This is a genomic window from Dolosicoccus paucivorans (genome assembly GCF_900100125.1).
Lineage (GTDB): Bacteria > Bacillota > Bacilli > Lactobacillales > Aerococcaceae > Dolosicoccus > Dolosicoccus paucivorans.
The window spans coordinates 19,195-43,385 of sequence record NZ_FNEL01000007.1 but is presented as its reverse complement, the minus strand read 5'-3'; the positions used below and the strand labels follow the sequence as shown (position 1 = coordinate 43,385).

25 protein-coding genes and 1 pseudogene are annotated in these 24,191 nt (G+C 40.7%); 9 read left to right on the top strand and 17 right to left on the bottom strand.

From position 1 onward, the window contains the following. Nucleotides 1–339: 339 nt before the first annotated feature. Together BLR79_RS02240 and nagA are read right to left on the bottom strand one after the other, a co-directional pair. Entirely contained in the window at nt 340–1,023 is a 684-nt protein-coding gene (locus BLR79_RS02240) for a phosphoribosylaminoimidazolesuccinocarboxamide synthase (RefSeq protein WP_092084449.1), read from the bottom strand. Between the two features lie 17 nt (nt 1,024–1,040). After that, complete coding sequence (gene nagA, locus BLR79_RS02235) at nt 1,041–2,189, bottom strand: N-acetylglucosamine-6-phosphate deacetylase (RefSeq protein ID WP_092084447.1); 1,149 nt, start codon at nt 2,187–2,189, stop codon at nt 1,041–1,043. Nucleotides 2,190–2,327: 138 nt separating this feature from the next. Here nagA and nagB point away from each other — a divergent pair, with 138 nt between their 5' ends. The 4 genes from nagB (at nt 2,328) to BLR79_RS02215 (ending at nt 5,405) form a co-directional block, all read left to right on the top strand. Then, nucleotides 2,328–3,035 (top strand): glucosamine-6-phosphate deaminase, encoded by a 708-nt coding sequence (gene nagB, locus BLR79_RS02230; protein ID WP_234970772.1) that lies wholly within the window; start codon nt 2,328–2,330, stop codon nt 3,033–3,035. A 164-nt stretch (nt 3,036–3,199) separates the two neighbouring features. Next, nucleotides 3,200–3,565, top strand: a complete 366-nt coding sequence (locus tag BLR79_RS02225) for a CidA/LrgA family protein (RefSeq protein ID WP_092084443.1) — start codon at nt 3,200–3,202, stop codon at nt 3,563–3,565. Then, complete coding sequence (locus tag BLR79_RS02220; RefSeq protein ID WP_092084441.1) at nt 3,558–4,274, top strand: LrgB family protein; 717 nt, start codon at nt 3,558–3,560, stop codon at nt 4,272–4,274. The genes BLR79_RS02225 and BLR79_RS02220 overlap by 8 nt, the downstream gene beginning before the upstream one ends. Nucleotides 4,275–4,301: 27 nt before the next feature. Continuing rightward, complete coding sequence (locus BLR79_RS02215; protein WP_092084439.1) at nt 4,302–5,405, top strand: lactate oxidase; 1,104 nt, start codon at nt 4,302–4,304, stop codon at nt 5,403–5,405. Nucleotides 5,406–5,449: 44 nt separating this feature from the next. On the opposite strand, the gene BLR79_RS02210 is transcribed toward BLR79_RS02215, so the two are convergent. From BLR79_RS02210 to yidD, 5 genes are all read right to left on the bottom strand, one after another. Continuing rightward, complete coding sequence (locus BLR79_RS02210; protein ID WP_092084437.1) at nt 5,450–6,298, bottom strand: methyltransferase domain-containing protein; 849 nt, start codon at nt 6,296–6,298, stop codon at nt 5,450–5,452. Beyond that, nucleotides 6,298–7,656: a phosphoglucosamine mutase gene (glmM, locus tag BLR79_RS02205; RefSeq protein WP_092084435.1), complete on the bottom strand. Its 1,359-nt coding sequence runs from the start codon at nt 7,654–7,656 to the stop codon at nt 6,298–6,300. The genes BLR79_RS02210 and glmM overlap by 1 nt, the downstream gene beginning before the upstream one ends. Before the next feature lie 27 nt (nt 7,657–7,683). After that, nucleotides 7,684–8,772: a CdaR family protein gene (locus tag BLR79_RS02200; protein WP_092084433.1), complete on the bottom strand. Its 1,089-nt coding sequence runs from the start codon at nt 8,770–8,772 to the stop codon at nt 7,684–7,686. Then, nucleotides 8,765–9,622: a diadenylate cyclase CdaA gene (gene cdaA, locus BLR79_RS02195; RefSeq protein ID WP_092084431.1), complete on the bottom strand. Its 858-nt coding sequence runs from the start codon at nt 9,620–9,622 to the stop codon at nt 8,765–8,767. Before cdaA ends, BLR79_RS02200 begins: the two co-directional genes overlap by 8 nt. Before the next feature lie 65 nt (nt 9,623–9,687). Beyond that, nucleotides 9,688–9,930: a membrane protein insertion efficiency factor YidD gene (gene yidD, locus BLR79_RS02190; protein WP_092084430.1), complete on the bottom strand. Its 243-nt coding sequence runs from the start codon at nt 9,928–9,930 to the stop codon at nt 9,688–9,690. Between the two features lie 197 nt (nt 9,931–10,127). Between yidD and BLR79_RS02185 the strand changes: the two genes are divergently transcribed. The 5 genes and pseudogenes from BLR79_RS02185 to BLR79_RS09160 all read left to right on the top strand — a co-directional run bounded on the left by BLR79_RS02185 (nt 10,128) and on the right by BLR79_RS09160 (nt 13,480). Then, a complete protein-coding gene (locus BLR79_RS02185; RefSeq protein ID WP_092084428.1) occupies nt 10,128–10,721 on the top strand; it encodes a LexA family protein in 594 nt (197 codons plus the stop codon). A gap of 22 nt (nt 10,722–10,743) precedes the next feature. Beyond that, a pseudogene (locus tag BLR79_RS02180) lies at nt 10,744–11,743 on the top strand (virulence RhuM family protein). A 98-nt stretch (nt 11,744–11,841) separates the two neighbouring features. Continuing rightward, a complete protein-coding gene (locus BLR79_RS02175; protein ID WP_092084426.1) occupies nt 11,842–12,933 on the top strand; it encodes a M24 family metallopeptidase in 1,092 nt (363 codons plus the stop codon). An 81-nt stretch (nt 12,934–13,014) separates the two neighbouring features. Then, nucleotides 13,015–13,233 (top strand): type II toxin-antitoxin system RelB family antitoxin, encoded by a 219-nt coding sequence (gene relB, locus BLR79_RS02170; protein WP_092084424.1) that lies wholly within the window; start codon nt 13,015–13,017, stop codon nt 13,231–13,233. A 151-nt stretch (nt 13,234–13,384) separates the two neighbouring features. Next, nucleotides 13,385–13,480, top strand: coding sequence for a type II toxin-antitoxin system RelE family toxin (locus tag BLR79_RS09160; RefSeq protein WP_327020413.1), 96 nt, complete (start codon nt 13,385–13,387; stop codon nt 13,478–13,480). 49 nt (nt 13,481–13,529) lie between these two features. Here BLR79_RS09160 and BLR79_RS02160 read toward each other — a convergent pair whose 3' ends face one another. The 10 genes from BLR79_RS02160 to BLR79_RS02115 all read right to left on the bottom strand — a co-directional run bounded on the left by BLR79_RS02160 (nt 13,530) and on the right by BLR79_RS02115 (nt 24,153). After that, nucleotides 13,530–14,525, bottom strand: a complete 996-nt coding sequence (locus BLR79_RS02160) for a D-2-hydroxyacid dehydrogenase (protein ID WP_092084422.1) — start codon at nt 14,523–14,525, stop codon at nt 13,530–13,532. A gap of 23 nt (nt 14,526–14,548) precedes the next feature. Beyond that, complete coding sequence (locus tag BLR79_RS02155; RefSeq protein ID WP_092084420.1) at nt 14,549–16,027, bottom strand: amidase; 1,479 nt, start codon at nt 16,025–16,027, stop codon at nt 14,549–14,551. 34 nt (nt 16,028–16,061) lie between these two features. After that, nucleotides 16,062–17,903, bottom strand: coding sequence for a type 1 glycerol-3-phosphate oxidase (gene glpO, locus BLR79_RS02150; RefSeq protein WP_092084418.1), 1,842 nt, complete (start codon nt 17,901–17,903; stop codon nt 16,062–16,064). Between the two features lies 1 nt (nt 17,904). Beyond that, nucleotides 17,905–19,419: a glycerol kinase GlpK gene (gene glpK / locus BLR79_RS02145; protein WP_092084416.1), complete on the bottom strand. Its 1,515-nt coding sequence runs from the start codon at nt 19,417–19,419 to the stop codon at nt 17,905–17,907. A gap of 12 nt (nt 19,420–19,431) precedes the next feature. Further along, nucleotides 19,432–20,148: an MIP/aquaporin family protein gene (locus BLR79_RS02140; protein WP_092084414.1), complete on the bottom strand. Its 717-nt coding sequence runs from the start codon at nt 20,146–20,148 to the stop codon at nt 19,432–19,434. Nucleotides 20,149–20,376: 228 nt separating this feature from the next. After that, nucleotides 20,377–20,688: a DUF6198 family protein gene (locus tag BLR79_RS02135; protein ID WP_143338757.1), complete on the bottom strand. Its 312-nt coding sequence runs from the start codon at nt 20,686–20,688 to the stop codon at nt 20,377–20,379. A 134-nt stretch (nt 20,689–20,822) separates the two neighbouring features. After that, nucleotides 20,823–21,050 carry a DUF6198 family protein gene (locus tag BLR79_RS02130; RefSeq protein ID WP_092084410.1) on the bottom strand — a complete coding sequence of 76 codons (228 nt, stop codon included), beginning with the start codon at nt 21,048–21,050 and terminating at the stop codon, nt 20,823–20,825. Next, complete coding sequence (rihC, locus tag BLR79_RS02125) at nt 21,050–21,979, bottom strand: ribonucleoside hydrolase RihC (RefSeq protein ID WP_092084408.1); 930 nt, start codon at nt 21,977–21,979, stop codon at nt 21,050–21,052. Before rihC ends, BLR79_RS02130 begins: the two co-directional genes overlap by 1 nt. Nucleotides 21,980–21,992: 13 nt before the next feature. Beyond that, on the bottom strand, nt 21,993–23,423 hold the full coding sequence (gene gndA, locus BLR79_RS02120; protein WP_092084406.1) for an NADP-dependent phosphogluconate dehydrogenase: 1,431 nt from the start codon (nt 23,421–23,423) through the stop codon (nt 21,993–21,995). Between the two features lie 22 nt (nt 23,424–23,445). After that, a complete protein-coding gene (locus BLR79_RS02115; RefSeq protein WP_159427563.1) occupies nt 23,446–24,153 on the bottom strand; it encodes an HAD family hydrolase in 708 nt (235 codons plus the stop codon). Nucleotides 24,154–24,191: the final 38 nt, after the last annotated feature.

The window sequence follows — 24,191 nt, the reverse complement described above, 5'->3', positions numbered from 1 at the left end:
GAATACAGACAACAACAATTACTTTTAAGTGCCTAAACATGTCGTAAATCACCTAACCTCAATGGTTTCACAAACCATCCAGACTTATCAAGAGCCGCTTCGCTCTTTCTCTTGACAAGCCTGGATGTCTGATGAGATGTTTTGGTTAGGTCAATTAGCAGCTCCTCTGTTTTTGCGAAATTGGTCACCTTGAAGCAACTTAAGTTTTATATCTTTATTGAATCTTTCAGAAACACAAAAAAGAGCTACCCATTATTGGGGTAACTCTTCATAAAATCTAGTCTAACTTTTTGGGGTCACTATATTCTTTTTAAAAAGGAGTGGATTTTTTATGTTGACTTATAAGCCTAAATGTTTAACTAATTGATCCGCTGGGACAAATTGTGGTCCTTTAAACACACGCATATCTTCTCCAGCAATCTCATCAATCACCGCAACAGTTCCGTCTTCTAGCCGTCCCATTTCTAATTTAATATCATAGAGCTCTAAATCGTACTGAGCTAAATCTTCTTTAACGGCTTGAGCGACTTTTAAAGCAATCTCTTCAATGGCGTTGTACTCTTCTTTCGTGAAAATACCTAAAGCTTCCGCGACACCCAGAGCGATAATCGCTTTTTCACGGTAAGGGTCTTTTACTTTAACTTCTACCGCACATTGTTTTAACTCTTCACCACGGCGTAAATACTTATCAAAACGGCGATAAAACGTTCCCATGGCACGATGACGAGCAAAGACTTCGGTCCCGTGACCAAAAACAGTGGCTGGCTTCACCTTCATTAAACGCTCATCTAAATCCGCTTCAATAAAGTGATGAGGAACGCCAATTTTATCTAATAAGTTGAAAAAGTAAATCGAACTTTTTAAACGCGACTCGCCGGCTCCTTCCCAGTCAACCACTTCAGCGACAGTGTCCACTTCGCTCATTCCTTGCTCATCAGCAACTTGATCTTTAAAGTATAAAAATACGTTACCTTCTTTATCTTTTAAAATATCTTTAATACGACCAGAATATACTTTTTCCATCTTTCCACCTCTAAATATTATTTTGTAAATACAGTGTTTCCATCGATATAAGTTGCTAAAAGATCTAAAGTATTTGCATCAAATACTGCTAAGTCGGCTGCTCGCCCGAGTTGAATCGAACCGCACACATCATCAATGCCAACGGATTCAGCTGGTGTTTGGCTAGCCATCCGTAGCGCTTCAAAAGGTGTCGCAATGCCCCACTGAGCTACATTCCGAACCGCTTGATCTAACGTTAAAATAGAACCGGCTAAATTACCTGAATCTTTCAAGCGTGCCGTTCCATCTTTAACGATGACTTCAAACTCACCTAAGGAAGAAGTTCCTTCCCCCAGTCCTCCTGCACGCATACAATCTGTAATGAGGACTAAACGGTCTTCCCCTTTTAATCTCATTAATAGATCAATACAAACCGGATGAACGTGGTGGCCGTCAGCAATGACTTCTGCGTAAGCTTCGTCTAGGCTCATCGCAGCGCCTACCATCCCCGGTTCACGGTGATGGAGCCCGCGCATACCGTTAAAGGTGTGGATAAAGGTATCCGCACCGGCTTCGACAGCTTTCTTTGCTTCTTCATAAGTCGCATCACTGTGGGCAAGACTAACGTGAACACCCATTTCAGTGGCTTCTTTCGTAAAGGGTTCGACTCCTTCTCGTTCCGGAGCGATCGCAATCTTTTTGACGATACCGCCACTTAACTCCTGCCACTTGCGCAACTGATCAATGTTAGGGTCCGACATATAAGAAGGATTTTGCGCTCCTTTATAAGGCGTTGTAAAATAAGGTCCTTCTAAAAAGATACCTTGAATTTTAGCTCCGGGAGCATCCACCGCTTCTTTAACCGCTTGAACCGCTTCATTTAAAGACTCTGTCCCTGCCGTTAGAGTCGTTGGTAACCAAGAAGTAACGCCGGTTTCAGGTAAATGAGCCGCCATTTCCTCTACACCATCAGCATTTAAATCCATCACATCGTGACCTTTATATCCGTGAATGTGAACATCCACCAATCCCGGGGCGATAATACCGTTAGAATACTCAGTCACTGGGACTCCGTCGGGCACTTTTGTGAGTATTTGGGCAATCTTTCCATCTTCGACAACTAAACAGCCATCTTCTAGCACTGCGTCGGGCAATACAACATACTTAGCTTGAAGGTATTGAGCCATCGTCGCATCTCCTTTCTTTTGGTACTTCTAGTGTATCATTTTTTGAAAAGAATAAGTATTTTTTTCACTTATGACAAGCGCTTCACAAAAAGGTGTGATAAAATATAACTAACCTATAATTATATGGAAGGTGATAAAATGAAAGTATTGACGTTTGACACGGCCGACCAAGCCTCACAAAAAGCCTTTGAGATCTTCAAAGAAGCCCTTGAAAATGGCGCGAGCGTCTTTGGTTTGGCAACAGGATCAACTCCCGAGCCTCTTTATGAAAAATTAGTCGCTTCAGACTTAGACTTTTCTAACGCAACGTCCGTTAACTTAGATGAGTATTACGGCTTAGCGGGTGATCACCCACAAAGTTATCGTTACTATATGCAAGAAAAAATTTTCAATCATAAACCTTTTAAAGAAACTTTCTTGCCAGATGGAACGAATGAAGACGTTGAAGGCGAAATTAAAGCCTATAACCAAATTTTAGCGGATCATCCAGTTGATCTACAATTGTTAGGTCTGGGTTCTAACGGACATATCGGCTTTAACGAACCGGGAACAGACTTTGAACAACGCACAGTCTTAGCGGATTTAACTGACGAAACGATTAATGCTAATAAACGTTTCTTTGACTCTGTTGAGGATGTACCTACTCAAGCCTTTAGTATGGGTATTGCTTCCATTATGGATGCTAAAGAAATTGTTTTAATGGCTTTTGGCGAAGGAAAAGCTGATGCAGTCAAAGCAATGATCGAAGGTCCTGTGACTAACGAAGTCCCAGCAAGTATTTTACAAAACCACCCAAACGTCACTATTTTATTAGATCAAGCTGCAGCAAGTAAATTAAGTAAATAATCACTCAAAAGGCAGATTCATGGGAATCTGTCTTTCTCTTTTGAATCAATCCTTTCTAATAACGATTCTTATATGACAATTTTTGTAGATTTTTAAAAATAATATGATATTATAAGTTTATGAAATAAGTGAAAGCGTTTTCTAAAACCAATGGAGGTAGCGTAATGAAGCTCATTACACAATTATTTTGGATATTGTTGTTCGTGTTACTCGGTGAGGTCGTTTCTTTGATTATCGCACCAATTGTATTAATTCCAGGTTCCGTAATTGGAATGATTCTATTGTTCCTGGCGCTCCATTTTAATTTTATCAAAATGGAACAAGTGGAAGAAGTAGGGTCATGGCTAACTGATAATATGTTAGTGTTCTTTATTCCAGCTGGCGTGGGATTAATTACAACGTTCCACATTTTAGGTGATGTGTGGTGGCAATTATTAATCGCCATGATCGTAACGATTGCTTTATTAATGGGTGTCTCTGGCGTCATTGTCCAAGCCCTAACTAAAGATAAGGAGGATCAACATGATTAATGCATTGCTTTTAAGTCCATTCTTTTGGATTGTTTTAACTCTCGCCACCTTTTTACTTGTGGTACAACTTCAATCCCGTATTCCGATTGAAATTGTGCGATCCTTTTTCAACCCCCTACTCATCTCAGCCATTTTAATTATTATCTTACTTTTAGTGCTAGATGTACCTTATGAGCAATATCAGTCTGGAGGTCAATATATTGGACTTTTTGTCACCCCGGCAACAGTTGCTTTAGGAATTAAGTTGGAGAAGAACTTTGTTTATTTAAAGAGTTATTACCCAGCCATTTTAACAGGAATTATTGTCGGCGTTTTATTCCACACCTTAATGGTCTTTGGTTTTGCTTTACTCTTTAATTGGACCCCAGAAATGTTTGCGACACTCTATCCTAAATCCATCACAACCGCCATTGCGATTGGTGTTGCTGAGTCAACGGGTGGTATTGTTCCGTTAACTGTCGCGATCGTTGTCTTTACCGGCGTGATCGGCGCAACCATTGGTGACACCATCCTTAAAGCTTTCAAAATTACCGACCCCGTCGCTCAAGGGATTGCCTTAGGAACCTCTGCTCACGCGGTAGGAACTTCTAAAGCAATTCAAATGGGAGAAATTCAAGGCTCAATGGCTGGTTTATCCATCATTGTTACAGGTCTAGCAGTGGTTCTTTTAGCACCTGCTGTCCCGTTTTTAGTGCAGTTTTTAATGTAATGTTTTAATTTAGAAAGGATTGATCATATGTCAACGAATTACAACGCCCCAACAGAGGTTAAGGACTTAGAAATTGTTAACACGTACGATTTAGCGATTGAAGCTGAAGCGATCGTCCCTCACGGTGGATATCATTATATTACTGGAGGATCGGGAGACGAGTTTACGTTAGAACGTAACATTTCAGCATGGAACAAAAAAGGGATTATCCCTCGCGTAGTAGCTGACGTAGAGTTTCCAGAAACAGACACTAAAATCTTTGAACACGAATTAAAAGTTCCATTCATTATGGCTCCTATCGCAGCTCACGGATTAGCTCACGAGTCAAAAGAAGCTGGAACAGCGCGTGGTATTCGCGAGTTCGGTGGATCGTTAATGTCTATTTCTGCATACTCTGGTGCAACCTTTGAAGAAATTGACGAAGGGCTACAAGATAACCCACGTTGGTTCCAAATTTACATGAGTAAAAATGACCAATTAAACCGTGAAATTTTAGACGAAGCGAAAAACACAGGCGCTTCAGCCATTATTTTAACCGCTGACGCAACCATTTCAGGTAACCGTGATCGCGATGACAAAAACAAATTCATCTACCCATTCGGTATGCCGTTAGTTTCAAACTATATGGAAAACGCTGGTTTAAACATGTCTTTAAATAACGTTTATGCTCAATCAAAACAAAAAATTAACTTAGAAGACATTAAATTCATTAAAGATCATACGGATTTACCAGTCTTTGTTAAAGGAGTCCAATGTGCAGAAGACGCCCTGGCAGCTATCGGTGCTGGCGCTGATGGTATTTGGGTTTCTAACCACGGTGGACGTCAATTAGACGGCGCACCAAGTTCTTTTGAAATGTTAGAAGAAGTATCAACAGCTGTCGCAGGAAAAGTGCCAATTGTCTTTGACAGTGGAGTTCGTCGTGGTGAGCATATCTTTAAAGCTCTCGCAAGTGGTGCCGATATCGTTGCCTTAGGTCGTCCGGTATTATACGGCTTAGCCTTAGGTGGTTGGAAAGGCGTTCGTTCCGTGTTTGAATACTTCGAAAAAGATTTAAAACGCGTCATGCAATTAGCAGGAACACAAAATATTGAAGAAGTGAAAAAAGCACGTCTCGTTGACTTAGATTAATTCACTAAAAAAGCAGGAAACACTCGAAAGTTTCCTGCTTTTTATTATGTTGTTATTAAAATGGTCACATCTAACGTCATGACCGATGCTTTCAGTAATTCATCTATTAATTCATGGCGTTGTTCTGTCGTCAACTGCCAAGTTAACGGCGTCATTTGCACTAAGTCCTTTAATTGATCCGGCGTCAACGACACCGTTTTTTTCACCGTTAATGTGTCATACTGGGATATATGTTCTTTAAATACTTTTAACACATCTTCATTGGAATAGCGGTTGGTTTTTAACCATCCTTTTTGGTACATAATCTGCCTTATTTCTTGTAAGTAACCTTCATTAGGAACCACTTTAATGAGGCGTTTACCGACTCGCTTAAACTCGTCGTAATTAGACGGAGACAAAATCGACAAAATAACGTCCACAGATTGGTCTTGTAAAGGTAAATGGGTTAAATCCGCTACCGCGTTAAATTGCTTTAAGTTGTAGTCTGTTGCTAGTTGAACGCCACTTTTAGACAAATCAAAGGCTAAACCATATTGATCTTCTACTAAAAGACAAGCTAAGTGACTGCCTTCGCCACTACCAGCATCAAAAATGACTCGAGCCGACTTTAAAAGAGGCTGGAGTGCTTGATGAAGAGGAGTGTAAAAGCCACTTTTCGTAATAATCCGGCGACGAGCTTTAAAGAGTTCAGCATCGTAACTATCATCTCCACTGACTTTACTTAAAAAGTAATAACCTTGTTTCGCTAAATTAAAGGTATGATTATTTTGGCACTTTAAACTACCGTCTTGGGTAACATGAAGTTCCCTTTGGCAATGAATGCATTGAAATAACGCTTTTGGAGCCCTTTCGAGCCACAAAAGCGTTTGTTGTTTCTTACTTAAACTCTTCATTAGTCTTCAATACCACGGACATCACGAATGACATCAGCAATTTTGTTGACGTAATTAATCACTCGGTCCGGAGTGGATGCTTCAGCCATAACACGTAATAAAGGCTCTGTTCCACTTGGTCGAACTAAAATACGTCCTTCGCCATTCATTTCTTCTTCTACTTCACGAATAACCGCTTGAACTTCCGGTTCATCCATGACAGTATACTTGTCACGAACGCGAACGTTAACCAGTTCTTGTGGATATTCTTCAATTTCAGCGGCTAACTCCGATAATGGTTTACCTGTAGCTTTCATAACAGCCATCAATTGAAGTCCGGTTAATAAGCCGTCTCCAGTTGTATTATGATTTAAAAAGACAATATGTCCGGACTGCTCGCCACCTAAAACATAGTTTCCTTGGCGCATCTGTTCCACGACATAACGGTCTCCTACGTCCGCTGTAATCGCCGTCATACCTTCTTTTTCTAAAACTTTATGGAAGCCTAAGTTACTCATCACTGTAGCGACGATGGTGTCGTCTTTTAACATACCGCGGTCTTTTAAATATTTACCGCAAATATATAAAATATGATCTCCATCGACTAAGTTACCCTTTTCGTCTACCGCAATAACACGGTCACCGTCGCCGTCAAAGGCTAATCCTAAAGCTGCTTCTTGTTCTTTAACAAATTCTTGTAATGCTTCCGGGTGAGTTGAACCAACCCCATCATTAATATTTAATCCGTTTGGACGGTCACCCATTGTATAAAAATCCGTATCTAAATCTGCAAATAGTTGACTAATTAAAGGCGATGTCGCTCCGTTAGCCCCGTCTAAACAGACTCTTAAATCCGTTAAATCTTCTGCAATGGTTGATTGTAAAAACTGTAAGTATTTAATGCTTCCTTCCGGGAAATCATCCACCGTTCCTAAGCCGTCAGTACTTGGTCGAGGCAAATCATCGGTGTCGCTATTAAGGAGGGCTTCGATTTCTGCTTCTTGATCGTCGGATAATTTAAACCCATCGGCTCCAAAAAACTTAATACCGTTATCTAAAGCTGGGTTATGAGAAGCACTGATCATAACTCCCGCCGCTGCTCCTTGGGTGCGAGTTAAATAAGCAATCCCTGGTGTCGGGATAATGCCTACTTGCATTACTTCAATACCAACAGATAACAGTCCGGAAATTAAAGAGGTTTCAAGTAATTGACCGGAAATGCGTGTATCGCGGCCGACAATGACACGAGGATGTTCAATATCGGGAGAGTGTTGTTGCAACACATATCCTCCAAAACGTCCTAATTTAAAGGCTAACTCCGGCGTTAACTCTACGTTTGCCACGCCACGTACACCATCTGTACCAAAATATTTAGTCATTTACATTTCTCCTTCACATCGTCTTCATTATTCATGCGATGTTATTGATTCTTCTTGATTTTCTTCTTCTTTTAATTGTTCTTCTGGCTTTTCTTCATCTAACTCGGCCTCTTCTTTTTTGCTTTCAGAAACAGAGGTTTCACTTTCTGAAGAGACACTTTCGTCGTTCCTTGAGACGACGGTCACTTCCACTTCAACTTGAGAGGTAGGAAGGGTTAGGCCAGGAACTTCTTGAATATAACCTGTCACCGTTTGTGTTTTTGTTATGTCGGTTACATCAACATAAACTTCCAAAGCGCCTAATTGGTTGATCACTTGAGGGTCACCGTCAACGGTCATCGTGACACCGTCTAATAAACGGTATTGATAAAGGTACCCTTCTTGTTCACCTTGAGGAACAACAGTTAAAGGTAACTCATTGTTCGTCTTTTCAACGGTAATCGTAGCCGTCACTTCGTAAACATCGGCATTCACATCGAGTAATTGCCCTGCTTCATCACGAATTTGTAACGCGTAAATTTGTTTAACATTTTTACTAATGGGTGCCTCGGGATTAATCACAATCGTCGCATCGTGGACTTGTTGGATTGTTTCCGAACGGCCCGTTAAAACCACTTCCGCTGGGTTGATTTGCACATCTTGTAATGCATAACCTTTAGCAATCGCATTTTGGCTTACTTCATATTCAATCGGTAGTGTTAATGTTTCTTTATGGTCCACATCAACCACTGCCCTTGATGGGGTAACTGTTCCCGTTATTTTTTCTGGTAAACCAACGGCCACGAGACGAATCGTATGGGATCCGGGTTCTAAGTCGTTTAATCCTTGAGCTTCCACTCGGAAATTATCAGCCGTAATTTGACTAATTAAATTACGAGGTCCACTAATTTTAACTGTTACCGTTTCAGGCAGACCACTTACAAAAACATCTTGAGAATGTTCACCTAATAAAACGGGCACGTTAGAAATCGTCTCACTCGCTTCTAAACTCGCCGATTGAGTCGCATCTCTTCGAGCGCCGTAGTTTTCGGTTTGCACAAAAGCGACTAACAAGATAGCCGATAATAGGGAAATCAGGCGAATCGCCCAAACGTTATTAAATACTTTCTTATCCATTATGATCACCTCTGGATGTAAAAGTAGAAGTCAATGTTTGTAAAACACCTTTCAATCCACTTGCTTGTTGTTTTTCATCTTCATCTACCACTAAGTAATCTTCTAGTAAAGAATGCAGTTCGTCTCTCGAAACATCTCGGTGTAATAATTCTTCTTTAACTAAACTAATCGCTCCAGTTTCTTCCGAGACGATAATGACCAAAGCGTCAGATACTTCCCCTAATCCAATGGCTGCTCGGTGTCTTGTTCCTAATTCTTTAGGAATCATATCACTTTTAGATAGAGGTAAATAACACGCTGCTGCCGCAATTTTAAAGTCAGAAATAATCACCGCCCCGTCATGAAGAGGGGTGTTAGGAATAAAGATGTTAATTAACAATTGGTCACTAATTTCTGAATTCATCTGGGTTCCAGTATGAATGTATTGTTGCATTGGATCCTCATCTTCAATTACAATAAGGGCGCCAATTTTACGCCGGGACATATATAAAATAGCCTTTTGTAAATCTTCAATCAGTTGTTCGCTTGGGTTACGGGTGAGACGTTTATTTCTAAATAAATTCCGTCCCATCATCTCTAACGCTTTACGTAATTCCGGTTGGAATAAAACAATCAGTGCCACCACACCCCAAGAAATGACTTGACCTAACAGCCAATCAATGGTCACAAGCCCTGTCACCGAACTTAAAAACTTAGCCCCAATAATGATAGCTACGCCTTTTAACAGGTTAATCGCTTGAGTTCCTCTAAAGTAAAGTAACACTTTATAAATAATAAACCATACGAGGAGCAGGTCTAACACTTGGACAAGTACCTCGAGCGTAAACAAACCACTCAGCCAATTTACCACATCGACACACTCCTTTCTCTTAAACTGTCATACCCTTATAGTATACCATTTCTCTACAAAACCCGTCATCTTTTTTCATAACGCTTTAACGTAAAATGATCCGGCACCGGGTCAAACCCACCCTTAGCAAAAGGATGACACCTTAAAATCCGGGCGATTCCCATCACTAATCCTTTAAGCGCCCCGTGACGATTGATCGCATCAATCATATAACTTGAACAAGTCGGCCGATACCGACAACTTGGGCCTAATAACGGGGAGATGAGTGTTTGATATAAACGCACTACACCAATGAGTAGCCTTTTCATAGCAACACCTTCTTTTTGTTTTATTATAACAAACTGTTTCTTTTCTATATTATAGCACGCTTCACTCTTGCTGATTCATTTTCAATCATTTAAATACATTTTTTATGTTTTTATATTATTTTATTTTATAAAAATACGGATTAACAGTTTATTATAGAAGAGTTTTTCGATATAATTGAGAAAAAGGAGGAAATAAGATGGAATTTAAAGATATCATTAAACACTTAAGGAAAAAGAACCAAATGACGCAAGAAGATTTAGCTAAAGCGTTAAATATTAGTAAAACAACTGTTTCATCGTGGGAAAGAGGGGCCAACTACCCTACGATGGACCGGGTTATTTTATTAGCTGATTACTTTCGTGTATCGATGAATACTTTCTTTGAACAAGTCCCCAATTCAGAAGACACTCTTCTTTTACCGGTCCTTGGTCCCATCCTTTGCTCGTCATCTATTACCGCAAAAGAAAATATTTGTGAATATCGCGAGACACTAAAGGCTTCTCTTCCATCAGGAAATTTATTTTATATCAAAGTAAAAGACGACGCTATGGCACCAAAGATTCCTAAAGGAGGCTTTGTCTTAGTCAAAGAACAATCAACAGTAAAAAACGGCGATATCGCTGCGGTTCTTTTAAAAGATACTAAAGAAGTGACCCTTAAACGCGTCCGTAAGCTCGATGACTATATTCTACTAGAAACTGTGAACGAAGAATACGCACCTTATCTCATTAACGAACACAATCCCGCTCAAATGATTGGTAAAGCGGTGAAGTTAGAAGTAGATTTATAACATTTAGGAAAGGCGACAAACAATGGAACTAAAACAATCAAAATTTATCATGTATGAAACAGATGATCATGAAGTCATCGCTGATGTATTAGTGAAGGATGAAACCCTTTGGATGACTCAAAAACAGATGGCAGCACTGTTTGATATAGGCATACCGGCGATATCTAAGCATTTATCCAATATTTTTAATGAGGGCGAATTATTAAAAGATTCAGTTGTTTCCAAAATGGAAATAACTGCCCAAGATAATAAAAATTATATGACCAGCTTTTACAACCTCGACGCCATTATTTCCGTCGGCTACCGGGTAAACTCCAAAAAAAGCGACACGCTTTAGACAATGGGCCACCTCTGTCTTAAAAGAATATATGATTAAAGGATTTGCGATGGACGATGAGCGTCTAAAACAAGGAAGCACCCTACTTGGACAAGATTATTTTCAAGAATTACTTGAAAGAGTCCGTTCTATCCGTGCTAGCAAACGACACATTTGGCAAAAAATTACTGACATCTTCGCCGAAGTTAGCACGGACTATGATAAAGATAGTCCAACAACCCGCTATTTTTACGCCACCATTCAAAACAAGTTTCATTATGGGATTACAGGACAAACGGCAGCCGAATTGATTTACAATAAAGCCGACCGCAACGAGAAAAATATGGGACTGACAACATGGAAGCATGCTCCTGATGGAAGAATTTTGAAAAGCGACACGAAAGTGGCCAAAAATTATCTCACAGAAAATGAGATTAAAGCCTTAGAAAGAAATATTTCAGCCTACTTTGACTACATTGAAGGGTTGATTGAAAGACGACAAACCTTTACGACCCAAGAGTTTGCTGCCAGTGTGGATCGTTTTTTAACCTTTAATGAGTACGAGATTTTAGAAGGTCACGGAAACATCTCGATGAAAGTTGCTCAGGAAAAAGCCTTCGCTGAGTACGATGAATTTAATAAAAACCAAACCATTGTGTCTGATTTCGACCAGCACATTCAAAAGATGCTGGATGAATTCAATTAATCTCGAACGTCAAGTGTTATGGTACGAAAACTCTCTCCAAAGAAAATCACTCAATACTTTAGTATAATGAAAGTATCTTAAAATAAAGGATGAAGGACATGTATCAACAACGTTTACAAAAACTGGTCGCTAAAATGAAACAAGATGATATCACAAATCATATCGTCAGCGATCCGTTAAGTATTTATTACTTTACTGGCTACAAAGTCGATCCTGGCGAGCGTCTCTTCGCTTTAAATATTTCAAGTGACAATCAACATCAATTCATTGTTAACGCACTCTTTCCACTACCCCAGCTCCCAGAAGATATTAAAGAGAATTTCCAAATCGAAGTCTTTAAAGACGGCGAACCGATTATGAAACGCGTCGCCCATCACTTAGGACAAGGCCCTATTGGAATTGATAAGTTTTGGGCCAGCGGCTTTTTAATTGAACTCATGAACTTGGCGCCTCATTTAAGTTATGTCGATGGTTCTTATTTAGTTGACGAATTACGAGCCGTTAAATCTCCACAAGAAATTCAGTGGATGAAAGAAAGTTCTGAGTTAAACGACCAAGCGATGGAACAAATCGTTAAACTTTTAGAAAAAGGATTGCCTGAAGCCGAAATGGTTGAAAAATTAGGGAAAATTTACCAACAATTAGGGACGGATGGCTTTAGTTTCGAACCGATTATTGCTTACGGCGCTAACGGAGCCAACCCCCACCACGAAACTAATGACGACACCCCACAATTAGGTGACTCCGTCGTCATTGATATGGGCGCTTACTACAAAAACTACGCTTCTGATATGACTCGGACGGTTTTTTACGGCGAACCGAGTGAGGAAGCGTTAAAAGTTTACGACACAGTTAAACGAGCCAACGAAGCTGCGATTAAAGCCGTTAAACCAGGCGTTCCTTACAGCGAGATTGATAAGGCGGCTCGTCAAATTATTGAAGAAGCGGGTTACGGCGAGTACTTCACCCACCGCACGGGACACTTTATCGGATTAGACGTTCACGAAGCCGGCGACGTCAGTGAACATAACCCTGAGTTGACTGAAGTCGGACATATCTTCTCTATTGAACCGGGAATTTATTTACCAGGAAAACTAGGCGTTCGCATTGAAGATTTAGTCGTCGTAACGGAAGACGGCTGTGACGTGTTAAACCGCTTTACTAAAGAACCACTAATCATTGAACCGTGAAAATTAACAACTGTTGACACCGCTCTCTCTTTTAAACATAATTATATTACATCGTAACACACGTTTGAGGGAGGAATTTCAATGACTACTTTAACTATCCGTTTAAGCGAAAAAGACAAAAAACTTTTTCAAAGTGTTTCTCAAGAAAAAAACAAAACTTTATCTGATTGGGCAAGAGAAACATTATTGAAAACTATCGAAGAAGAGTACGACGAGCAACTTGTAAAGGAATATCTTTTAAATAAAAATAAAATGAATTTTTACACTAGTGATGAAGTAGAAAAAGAGTTAGGGTTATGAAAGTAATCTACTCTGAAAAAGCTTTAAAGTCTTTGAAGAGGCTAGATAAGCAAGCCAGTCGTTTAATTATTGATTATATGAAAAATTAGACGAACCAAGAGCAAGAGGTAAAGCGCTATCTGCTAATTTGAAAGGATTTTAGCGCTACCGTATTTCAGATTATCGTATCATTTGCGAGATTGAAGATAATAAATTAATTATAATCGTAGTAGATGTAGGACAGAGACGTTCAATCTCTAAACAATAATATAAAACAAACAGCACGCTCCTTAAAATTAGGTGCGTGCTGTTTTTTATTAGTTGACACGTTTTTTAGAGTCGCCAGTTTCTAATACTTCAATGACCGCATCTAACCCAAAGGTTAAAATATTACGGTTGGCGACGTCAGTATAGAAAGCTAAGTGCGGCGTATAATCAACTTGGGGATGGTTTAATAGACGTTTAAACAAGTCATCATGAATGGTTTCATCTCGTAGATCATGAAACACATAGTCGGCTTCATTTTCATAAACGTCTAAGAAAGCATAGTCAATTAACCCTTCATCTAACGCATCAAGCAAATCTTCTGTATTAACGAGCGCCCCACGTCCGGAGTTTAATAAAATGGCGTGCGGTTTCATTTTTTTGAACATATCCATATTAAATAAGTGATAGCTTTCATCATTTAAAGGCATGTGAAGGCTGACAATATCAGCTTCTTTAATGACGTCATCAATGGAATCTTGATACTCCAAAAATTCTCGGCCTAAATCATTAGGGTATAAATCATACCCAATGACGCGGCAACCAAAGCCTTTAAAAATACGAGCGGCTTGGCGACCAATATTACCCACCCCTAAAATACCAACGGTCATGTCTTTTAATAATCGACCTTCACGTTCAGGGATGCAGCGAAAATCTTGTTCTTTTGCAGCCGCGATTGTCGTAGACAACTTACGAATGCCCATAAGTGCTCCGGCCACCACATATTCCGCAATGGATTCAGGAGAGTAGACAGGAACATTTGTAATAATAATGCCGTTATCGCTCGCTGCTTTTAAGTCGTGTACGTCATATCCAGCCGTTCTTTGGGCAATTTGTTTGATCCCAAACTCTGCTAGACGTTCATAAACTGAACGAGGAATTTTATACACTTGGCTGACTGATACACCATCGTAACCCTGTGCTTTTTCAACTGTTTCAATGGTTAACGGCTCTTCTAATAAAGTCAGGTCAACTTTGTTTTCCTCAGCCCATTCTTTAGCAATCGCGATATCTTCGTCTTTTATACCATAAGCAATTATTTTATACATTTCCATCTCACTCCTATCCTAAGTTAGTGATCTTTCGCTAGATCCACTTGTAACACATCCAAATGCCCCGCTTCTTCAAGTTGTTTAGCCAGTTGAAGTAAAAGATATTCCTCTCCTCGGCCCGCAGAAAACTGAACGCCTAAAGGAAGGTGATCTTTTGTCCGATGAGTCGGTAAGCTAATCGCTGGGTGTCCGGTTAAGTTAAGAAGGGGTGCATAAGGCGTCCACTTCATACTCGGGGTAAATAGCTCCCACACGAAAGCTTGTTGTTTTTCTAAAGGCCAGTCAGCCATTAAATCGATCTGTTCTTTTTGCTCCGGGGTCAAGTCAAATTGACCTTGTTTAGGAGCGGGACCGTTTGTTGCTGGCATGAAAAGAACATCGTAATCTTGATGGAACTGCTCCATCTTCGCTCCTTCAACGTCCCATAAGTCTAATAATTGACTGTATTGGTACGCTGGGACTTTAAGTCCTGATTGATAAATAGCCCATGTTAACGGCTCCACGTCATCTTTTTGTAAGTGGTCAAATCCTGATAACATTTTGACTGTTTCCACACCGTTCATTAAAAAGTAACTTTCCATTAAACTTTGGCAGTCAATGGGAGAATCGACTTCTTCTACTTGATGACCTAATTCTTTAAGAGCAGTGATCATTTCTTCTACGGCTTGTTTGGCTTCATCGGTTGGGGGTACATCAACGCTGTTAATATTAAAACTATAAGCAATCTTTAACGGACGGGTTAAGGGGGTCAGCTGTTCTTCTTTAATTAAAGGAAGCATAAACGCGCTGTCCCATTGTTCGACTTGGTGGAATTTTAACAACTCCCACGTTTCTTCGACGGTTTTCGTTAAGAAAAAGTTTAAAGCAGCGCCTTGCCAACTTCTAAAACTGACCGGTCCCATAGGCATTCTTCCCCGGGTTGGCTTTAAGCCGATAAGACCGGAAAAACTCGCCGGCATACGAATCGAACCGCCCCCGTCGCTGGCTGTTACAATAGGGACTAACCCGGCTACTAAAGCAGCGGCTGCTCCTCCACTGGATCCACCCGGGTTACGAGTTAAGTCAAAGGGCGCATTAACCACCCCTTCAAACTGGGAGTCGCTAATGTTTTTAAAGCCAAATTCAGGCACATTCGTCCGGCCTAAAATAATAAAGCCGGCTTCTTTTAACTTTGTCGTAAACCCGTGATCCCAAGCACCTATCACGTCTTTCATTATTTTTGCGCCACTATGGGTCGGGACCCCTTTTTCGGTCTGGCCTAAATCTTTCGTTAAAATCGGCACACCATAAAAGGGCGGTAAATCCGTTGGATTATCTTTTAACGCTTTGTCCATTGCTTTTGCTTGTTTTAACGCACTGTCTTCTTGTGAAATAATTACGGCATTGATGAGTTTATTATAACGCTTTATGTTGTCTAGCGTACGGATTGTTAACTCTTCGATGGAAATTTTTTTCTGTCTAATTTGTTCGGCATAATATAAGGCATCTTTTGTAAACATCTCTTCACTCCTTCGACTTAAATTTAGTCGAAGTTTAGTTGTTTTTCAAATGATTTAACTGATATTCTTCTCTTGATGTGTCAAAATGAGCCACCATCTCGTCTACTTTTTCACGAGGTAAATCCAGTAACTGAACTAAACTTTGAGCGACTGGCTTAATTAAATCAGCTAAAGCGGCTTCGTTAAATAAAGAATAATTGGTGCGGCGAGTAAAGAAATCTTCCAATGTATAAACCATCTCTTCTTCCACGGCGTACACTAAACTTAACGCCACGTGGACTGGATAGTTATAGGCTTTTGCTAGTTCTTTTGCTTTTGGTAAATAAGAAAGAACTTGTTGCGTATTTGAACCATATAATTGCGCTAATTCTTGGGCATAGTCGTAACTTAACCCTTTATCCATCGCTAATTGACTAAAAGTTTCCATGGCTCGCGGCACATCTTGGGCGTTAAAACGACCGCCGGATACTGGATAAGTTTTTGAATTAATTAAATAGAAAGTTTGGTCCGTTGTTTCATTTAATTCTTCAATAATGGCTTTTAAAGCCCCTTGCGCCATTTTGCGGTAGTCGGTAATTTTACCTCCAGCTAACGTCCATAATCCTGAAGGAGACTGACTTAAATCACTCCCTCGAGATACACTAGAAGGGGAGTTTCCACTTTCAGACAAGCTACTTTCCGCATTTAAAATGCTGTCTTCAATTTCAGCTCGTCTTACTTTCCCCTCTTCATACCCTCTGAATAGTTCTAATAATTTATTAAAAACATCGTCAGGTAAGCTACCATTATTTCCACCATTATAGTCAGAAGCTTGGTTACCAGCAATTAACGGACGAAGACCAGCCCAACTACTTTCAATGTGGTCCATCGTAATATTAGCTTCAGGGAAGCGGCGGTTCACAATGCGTAGTAAATAATCCACATCTTCTTGAGTGACCGTTGGATGAGCTAAATCGCCATCATAATCCGTATCTGTTGTTCCAAAATACGTCTTTTTCTGACGAGGAATCACAAAGACCATCCGGCCATCTTCTTCCCCTGTATCAAAATATGTCGGACGTTTAACTTTTAACACACTGTTGTCGACCACTAAGTGGACCCCTTTAGTCGGACGCATTTGGTTCGGTTTATCGTCTTGAGTGTCCAGTTCACGAATGGTATCACTCCAAGGACCCGTGGCGTTAATAAAAGCATGGGACACTACGTTAAAGGTTTCATCCGTTAAACGGTCTTTAACTTTAACGGATTCAATTTGACCTTCATCGTTATAGTTAAAATCAACGACCTCCACCCGACTGACTACCACAGCGCCGTCTTCGTGAGCTTGTTTTAAGTTTTCGATCACTAAGCGGCTGTCATTATTATTAAAGTCTAAATAAATTCCACCGCCAATTAACCCTTCTTCTAAAAGATCCGGTTGTTCTTGTAGCACTTCTTCTTTAGTTAAAACACGGTTTTTAAAAGGGGTGGATTCAACTCCGGCTAAGGAGTCGTACATATTCATGGCTACTTGAAGTTCGAATAAACCAAAGGTCGTATCCGGCTCATCATAAATCGGTAAAAGCATCGGATCAGGCTTTGGAATGTGAGGCGCAATTTGTTGAACGACAGCTCGCTCCCCGACGGTATCGGCAACGACCCCTACGTCAAAATGCTTTAAATAACGAATCCCGCCGTGGACCAGTTTAGTGGAACGGCTACTAGTTCCTTCCGCAAAGTCTTGCATTTCCAATAGTGCGGTCTTTAACCCGCTGGCGGCTGCTTGAAGAGCTAAACCTGCACCGGTAATCCCACCGCCGATAATAACTAAGTCAAAGTGAGTATTTTTTAAATCCTCGAGTTGTTTTTCCCGGTTTAAATATGAAAATTGGGTCATGTTATTCACCTTTCCATTTCGCAAATAATTGAGTCGCTTCTACGGCGTGTTGCCAGCCTTCATATAACTCTTCCCGGCGAGCATCGTTTAATTTAGACGTATAGGTCGCCCCTTCTTTAACAAAGGCTTTTAGTTCGTCTAAATCTTTCCAATACCCCGCGCCTAAGCCAGCTAAATAAGCTGCCCCTAGAGCTGTTGTTTCTAAGTTGCCTGCTCGTTTAATTTCTTTACCTAAAATATCTGACTGGAATTGCATTAAATAGTCATTTAATGCTGCTCCACCGTCGACTTTTAATAAACGAATATCAATATCTGAATCTTTTTCCATCGTATCGACTACATCACGAACTTGGTAAGCAATCGATTGAAGTGTAGCTTTAACAAAATCATCTTTTGTAGTACCGCGAGTTAAGCCAAAAACAGACCCTCGAGCATCAGAGTTCCAATAAGGTGCACCTAACCCGGTAAAGGCTGGTACTACATAAATTTCGTCGTGGTTCGTCGATCTTTCAGCCATTTCTTGGGAGTCTTTGGAGTCTTTTAACATCTCTAACCCGTCTCGGAGCCACTGAATGGCACTTCCGGCAACGAAAATCGACCCTTCCAGCGCATAAGTCACTTTATCGTCAATAACGTAGCCGATGGTACTTAATAAATTATGCTCTGAATAAATGGGCTCGTCCCCAATGTTCATCACAATAAAAGCTCCCGTTCCGTAAGTCGATTTAACCATTCCTGGTTCTAAAGCTAATTGACCAAATAAAGCGCCTTGTTGGTCTCCGATCATTCCAGTGATCGGCACTTCATGACCGAAGAAATGATAACTCTTTGTTTTACCGTAGTTACCTGCATTTGGTACAACTTCAGGCAACATGACGCGTGGAATATTCAATAACTCTAAAATCTCATCATCCCAATCCAACGTCTCTAAGTTGAATAACATGGTTCTAGAGGCGTTAGAGTAATCAGTGATATGTAAGTCTCCGTCGGAGAGTTTCCATGCTACCCACGTATCGATTGTTCCAAAGAGTAGTTCACCCTTTTCTGCCCGCTCTTGGGCTCCTTCAACACGGTCTAAAATCCAGCGTACCTTTGTCGCTGAAAAATAAGCATCAATGACTAAACCGGTTTTTTTATGGAAAAATTCTGTATGTCCTGCTTCTTTTAAACTATTAGCAATGCCCGCTGTTTGACGGGATTGCCAAACAATGGCGTTATAAATCGGGCGTCCCGTATCCTTTTCCCAAACAACGGTCGTCTCCCGTTGGTTCGTAATGCCGATCCCTTCAATTTGGCGAGGATTAATCCCACCTTCAATAAAAGCGCCAGCAATCACCGATTGAACCGAGTTCCAAATTTCATTGGGGTCGTGCTCGACCCAGCCCGGTTCTGGGAAAATTTGCGTAAATTCCCGCTGACTCATGGACACGACGTCCCCTTTTTTATCGACGATCATTGCCCGGGAACTGGTCGTGCCCTGGTCAATAGTCATAATGTACGTTTTTTCTTCGCTCATGATAATGCCTCCTTAAATCATTTGAATAAGTAAATTGTATAGAAAAGCACCAATAGCGCCTCCTAATAAAGGTGCCACGACAGGAATCCAACTATATTCCCAATCACTGTCTCCTTTATTAGCAATCGGCAATACCGCATGGGCAATTCGTGGGCCCAGATCTCGCGCGGGGTTAATCGCATAACCTGTCGTTCCCCCGAGTGAAAAACCAATGGCGGTAACAATAATTCCCACAACCATCGGACCAATTCCGTCTCCTAAGTTGTGTTGGCCCATAGACATAACTCCCATCACTAAAACAGCGGTTCCTAACATTTCACCAATTACGTTAGAAGGGGTATGACGAATCGCCGGCGCTGTCGCGAAACTACCTAAAATAGCTCCTTGATCTTTTGTTTCTTGCCAGTGAGGATAATAATGAATCCATACTAAGATTGCTCCAACAAAGGCTCCTAACATTTGAGCGACCATATACGGCAACACTTTAGACCACGATAAGTCTCCTAATACGGCCATGGCCAAAGTCACTGCCGGGTTTAAATGCGCCGGACTCATAAAGCCGGAAATATATACCGCTAAAGTAACCGCTAGACCCCAACCTAAGGCAATCATCACCCAACCAGTGTTTTCGTTTTTTGTTTTATTGAGTACAACTCCGGCAACAACCCCGTTACCTAACAAAACCAACACTAAGGTCCCGATAAATTCGCCCCATAATTCTAATGCCATCTTTCCTACCTCCTATAAATAAAATTTTGTCACCAAAAATATACCACATGTAAGCGCTTTCTAAAAGAGTTTTGCTTTACATAATCTTATCCTCTTTGTTCACAAAGGTACAAATTAAGAGGGTTTAAAGGGGGTGTTGTTGCGGTTTGTTAATTTTAGATTGTGAAATTATCTCTTAAGCCATAAAAAAAGAACCCATTTATTATGACAATAAATGAGTTCTAAAAATTATTCCCCCGCTACCCACTGGTCTAACTTTGCCCAAATCGGCGCAAACCAGCGGTGGAATAAATGAATTAAAGGTCCCACTAAAGAACCGGCTAATAACGTCCCTTCTCTAACACCAACAATTCGTCCCATAAATACAAGACCTAATAGTACCGACACGCCGACCATGGATAAGTCAAAGCCAGTTTTGACGGTGGAAAAAGGCAAATCATAACTTAATACAATCGCTTGTTGCATTCCTTCAACGGGAAGAAGGGACAGACCGGCTTTCATATAAATAATAATGCCAATCGCAAAGAGTATCAGTCCCACCCCTAATAAACTTAAACGACCTAAATAAGTCGCAGGAGTCGCAATAGGAAATAAAAAGAAGGCTAAATCATTTAAATAGCCAAATAAAATAGCCGCAAATAATTGCGAAAATGTCGTTAAACGAAAGGCTCTCCCTAAAATAGGCCACTGAAGTAAAACAAGTAAAGAAAAACGACCATCACGGCTTGCCCTTGAGTTAAAGGAAGAAATTGACTCACCACATAAGGAACGGACACCACCGGCGACACGCCTAATTGGGAACGTACAAAAAAGACAATCGCCGTCGATGTCATCATTAATCCCCCGACATATAACACGAGCCGGGGAATTAAACGATGGGGTAACTTAAATGATCTCTCCATTAAGAAACCGTCCCTTTAATGGATTCAACAAACCAATCATTAAAATGATCAAAATCAAAGGATAACGTCACATTAATGTTCGCTGGACGATCTTTACTTAAAATATCTACAACCGTCGCTCCAGCTGCCGGTCCATCTAAGACAACATCAATAGGATAAGGTTGAGCCTCCACTTTATCCCGATGTAAGACGTAATACAACGCACAAGCGTCATGAATGGCTAACCCGGTAGACGCCGTTCCTTCCGTTCCCACACTTAAATAATCACGGAACATCTCTTCTAGCATGGCACCGACTTTATTAGCCTTTTGGATCATTTGAATACTGTCCATACTTACTAAAGCTTGATGAGTCACATTTAACCCCACCATAGTAATTGGAACCTCAGACTGGAAAACCATTTGAGCGGCGTGAGGGTCGGCAAAAATATTAAACTCCGACACACTGTTGCGGTTACCTAACCCAAAGGCTCCTCCCATTAAGACAATTTCTTTAATATGTGGTTTAACTTCAGGGTATTGGTGAAGTAAAAGAGCGATATTTGTTAAAGCACCGATCGGCACTAAGGTGATCGGTTCATCGCTTGTTAACAGCGTATCACGCATGGCTTCTACGGCAAACTGATCCACGGGACACGTCGTTGGTTCAGGCAAGACGTATCCGCCTAAACCAGACTCGCCGTGAACTTCCGGAGCACCCACATATTCTCTAAGAAGAGGTTTACTTGCCCCTTTAGCTACGGGCACGTCCGCTCCAACAAACTCTAACAACTTCAACGCATTTTGAGTCGTCTTTTCGACGTCCACGTTCCCCATAGCCGTTGTTACTAACTTTAAATCAAACGCCGGGTGAGTGGCCGCAATGACAATGGCTGCCGCATCATCAATCCCTGGATCTGTATCTAAAATAATCGGTATTTTCTTAGTCATCAAATCACCTCGATTAATCTAAACGATATTCGACGCCTTCTTGCCAGTCAAAGTGGAAAATGCCTTCTTTATCTACACGTTGGTACGTATGAGCTCCGAAGAAGTCGCGTTGACCTTGAATGACGTTGGCTGATAACACAGGCGCACGGTAAGAGTCATAATAACTAATCGCTGCACTAAAGGCAGGAATCGGCACACCAAAACGTACCCCCACCATCACCATTTGACGTAATGATTGATGAGTACTGTTTAACGTGTCCATAAAGAAGTCATCTAACATTAAGTTGTCTAACTCAGGATTTTTACGGTAAGCGTTCGTAATATCTTCTAAAAAGGCCGCACGAATAATACAGCCAGCTCTAAATACTTTCGCGATTTCCCCTAATTGTAAATCCCAATGATAGACACGGCTCGCTTCTTTTAATTGAGCAAACCCTTGAGCGTAACTAATAATTTTACTAAAGTATAAAGCACGTTCTAATTCGTCGATGAAGACTTCTTTTTCTGCTTCAGTTAAAGAAACTTCTTCGACCCCTTTGAGTAAGGTGCTAGCATGTACACGTTCGTCTTTAAAAGCAGAAATATAACGTGCAAAGACCGCTTCGGTAATTAATGAAACAGGCTCCCCTAAATCTAAAGCGTTTTGAGAAGTCCACTTACCTGTTCCTTTATTTCCCGCCGCATCTAAAATTTTCTCTACTAGTGGCTCGCCCGTATCAGGATCCATCGTTTGTAAAACATGAGCGGAAATTTCCATTAAGTAACTTTCTAGACGCCCTTTATTCCACTCTTCAAAAACGCGACCCACTTCTTGAGTAGACAGACCTAAGACATGGCTCATTAACGCATAAGCTTCCGCAATCAACTGCATATCCCCGTACTCAATACCATTGTGGACCATTTTAACAAAGTGTCCGGCACCATTAGGTCCCATATAAGCCACACAAGGCTCGCCATCTTTCGCTTTAGCAGAAATAGCTACTAATAAGTCTTCCACTAAATCATAAGCTTCTTTAGGTCCTCCTGGCATAATGGCTGGGCCTTTAAGAGCCCCTTCTTCCCCACCAGAAACGCCCGTTCCGATAAAGTGAATGTCTGAATCTTTTAATTCTTCATAACGGCGAATCGTATCTTTAAAGAACGTGTTCCCGCCGTCAATTAAAATATCCCCTTTATCTAAATGGGGTAACAGACTGGCGATGGTCATATCGGTTGCTGGACCGGCCTGCACCATTAAAATAATTTTACGCGGCTTTTCTAAAGAAGCGACAAATTCTTCAATAGAATAAGTACCCACTAAATTTTTATCCGGATGTTCTTCTAAAACTAAATCCGTTCTTGCGGAGGTTCGGTTAAAAATAGATACCGTATACCCTCGACTTTCAATGTTTAACGCTAAGTTCTTCCCCATAACGGCCATGCCGACAACGCCTACTTGTTGCATAAATAATTCCTACCTTTCTAAATTAAGGAAAACGACGGTGTAAATAATCGTATAATTGTTGTTCTGTTTGAAATGTGGGCACCGCTTCTTCTAGGGGCCCTTGATTAAAGCAATCAAAATAAATCGCCTGCCAACCTGCCTCTTTGGCGCCTTTAATGTCATTAACATAATGGTCACCAATATACAAAAGCTCGTTACTTTCATAACCCATTTGGTCAGCTAAATGATCAAAAATCGCCCGGTCTGGCTTGGTTAACCCTAAGTCTCCTGAGACAAATAATCGGTCTGGTTTAAACCAGCGGTCTAACTGTAAGGTTTCGATTTTGTGCCATTGGTTAGCTGACGGTCCGTTCGTTAGAATAAACAAATCTAAATCCCGGTCTATCACTAATTGAATCATTTCCTTCATAAAAGGACGCAGTTTAACTGAATCTTTAAAGTATACATAAAGATCATTAAACAACTTCCCATCCGCAAAACGGACCTTTTCACCAAAGTGATCGTAAGTATCAATGACCCGTTGGATTTGATAGTCTTCTTCACTGCACTCTTGGCTCATGAAACGTTGGTACCATTTGATTGATTCCAACTGGTAAATTTCATTAAAATCCGAAAAAGAAACGGGCAACTCTAATACCGTTTGTTGCATCACTTTATAAACTGAGGCATAAATTTCATTTCGGTCGTACAAGGTGTCGTCTAAGTCAAATCCGACTGCTTTTATTGCCACGTTCAAGCTCCTTTAATTATTTACTCTTTCTAGTTATC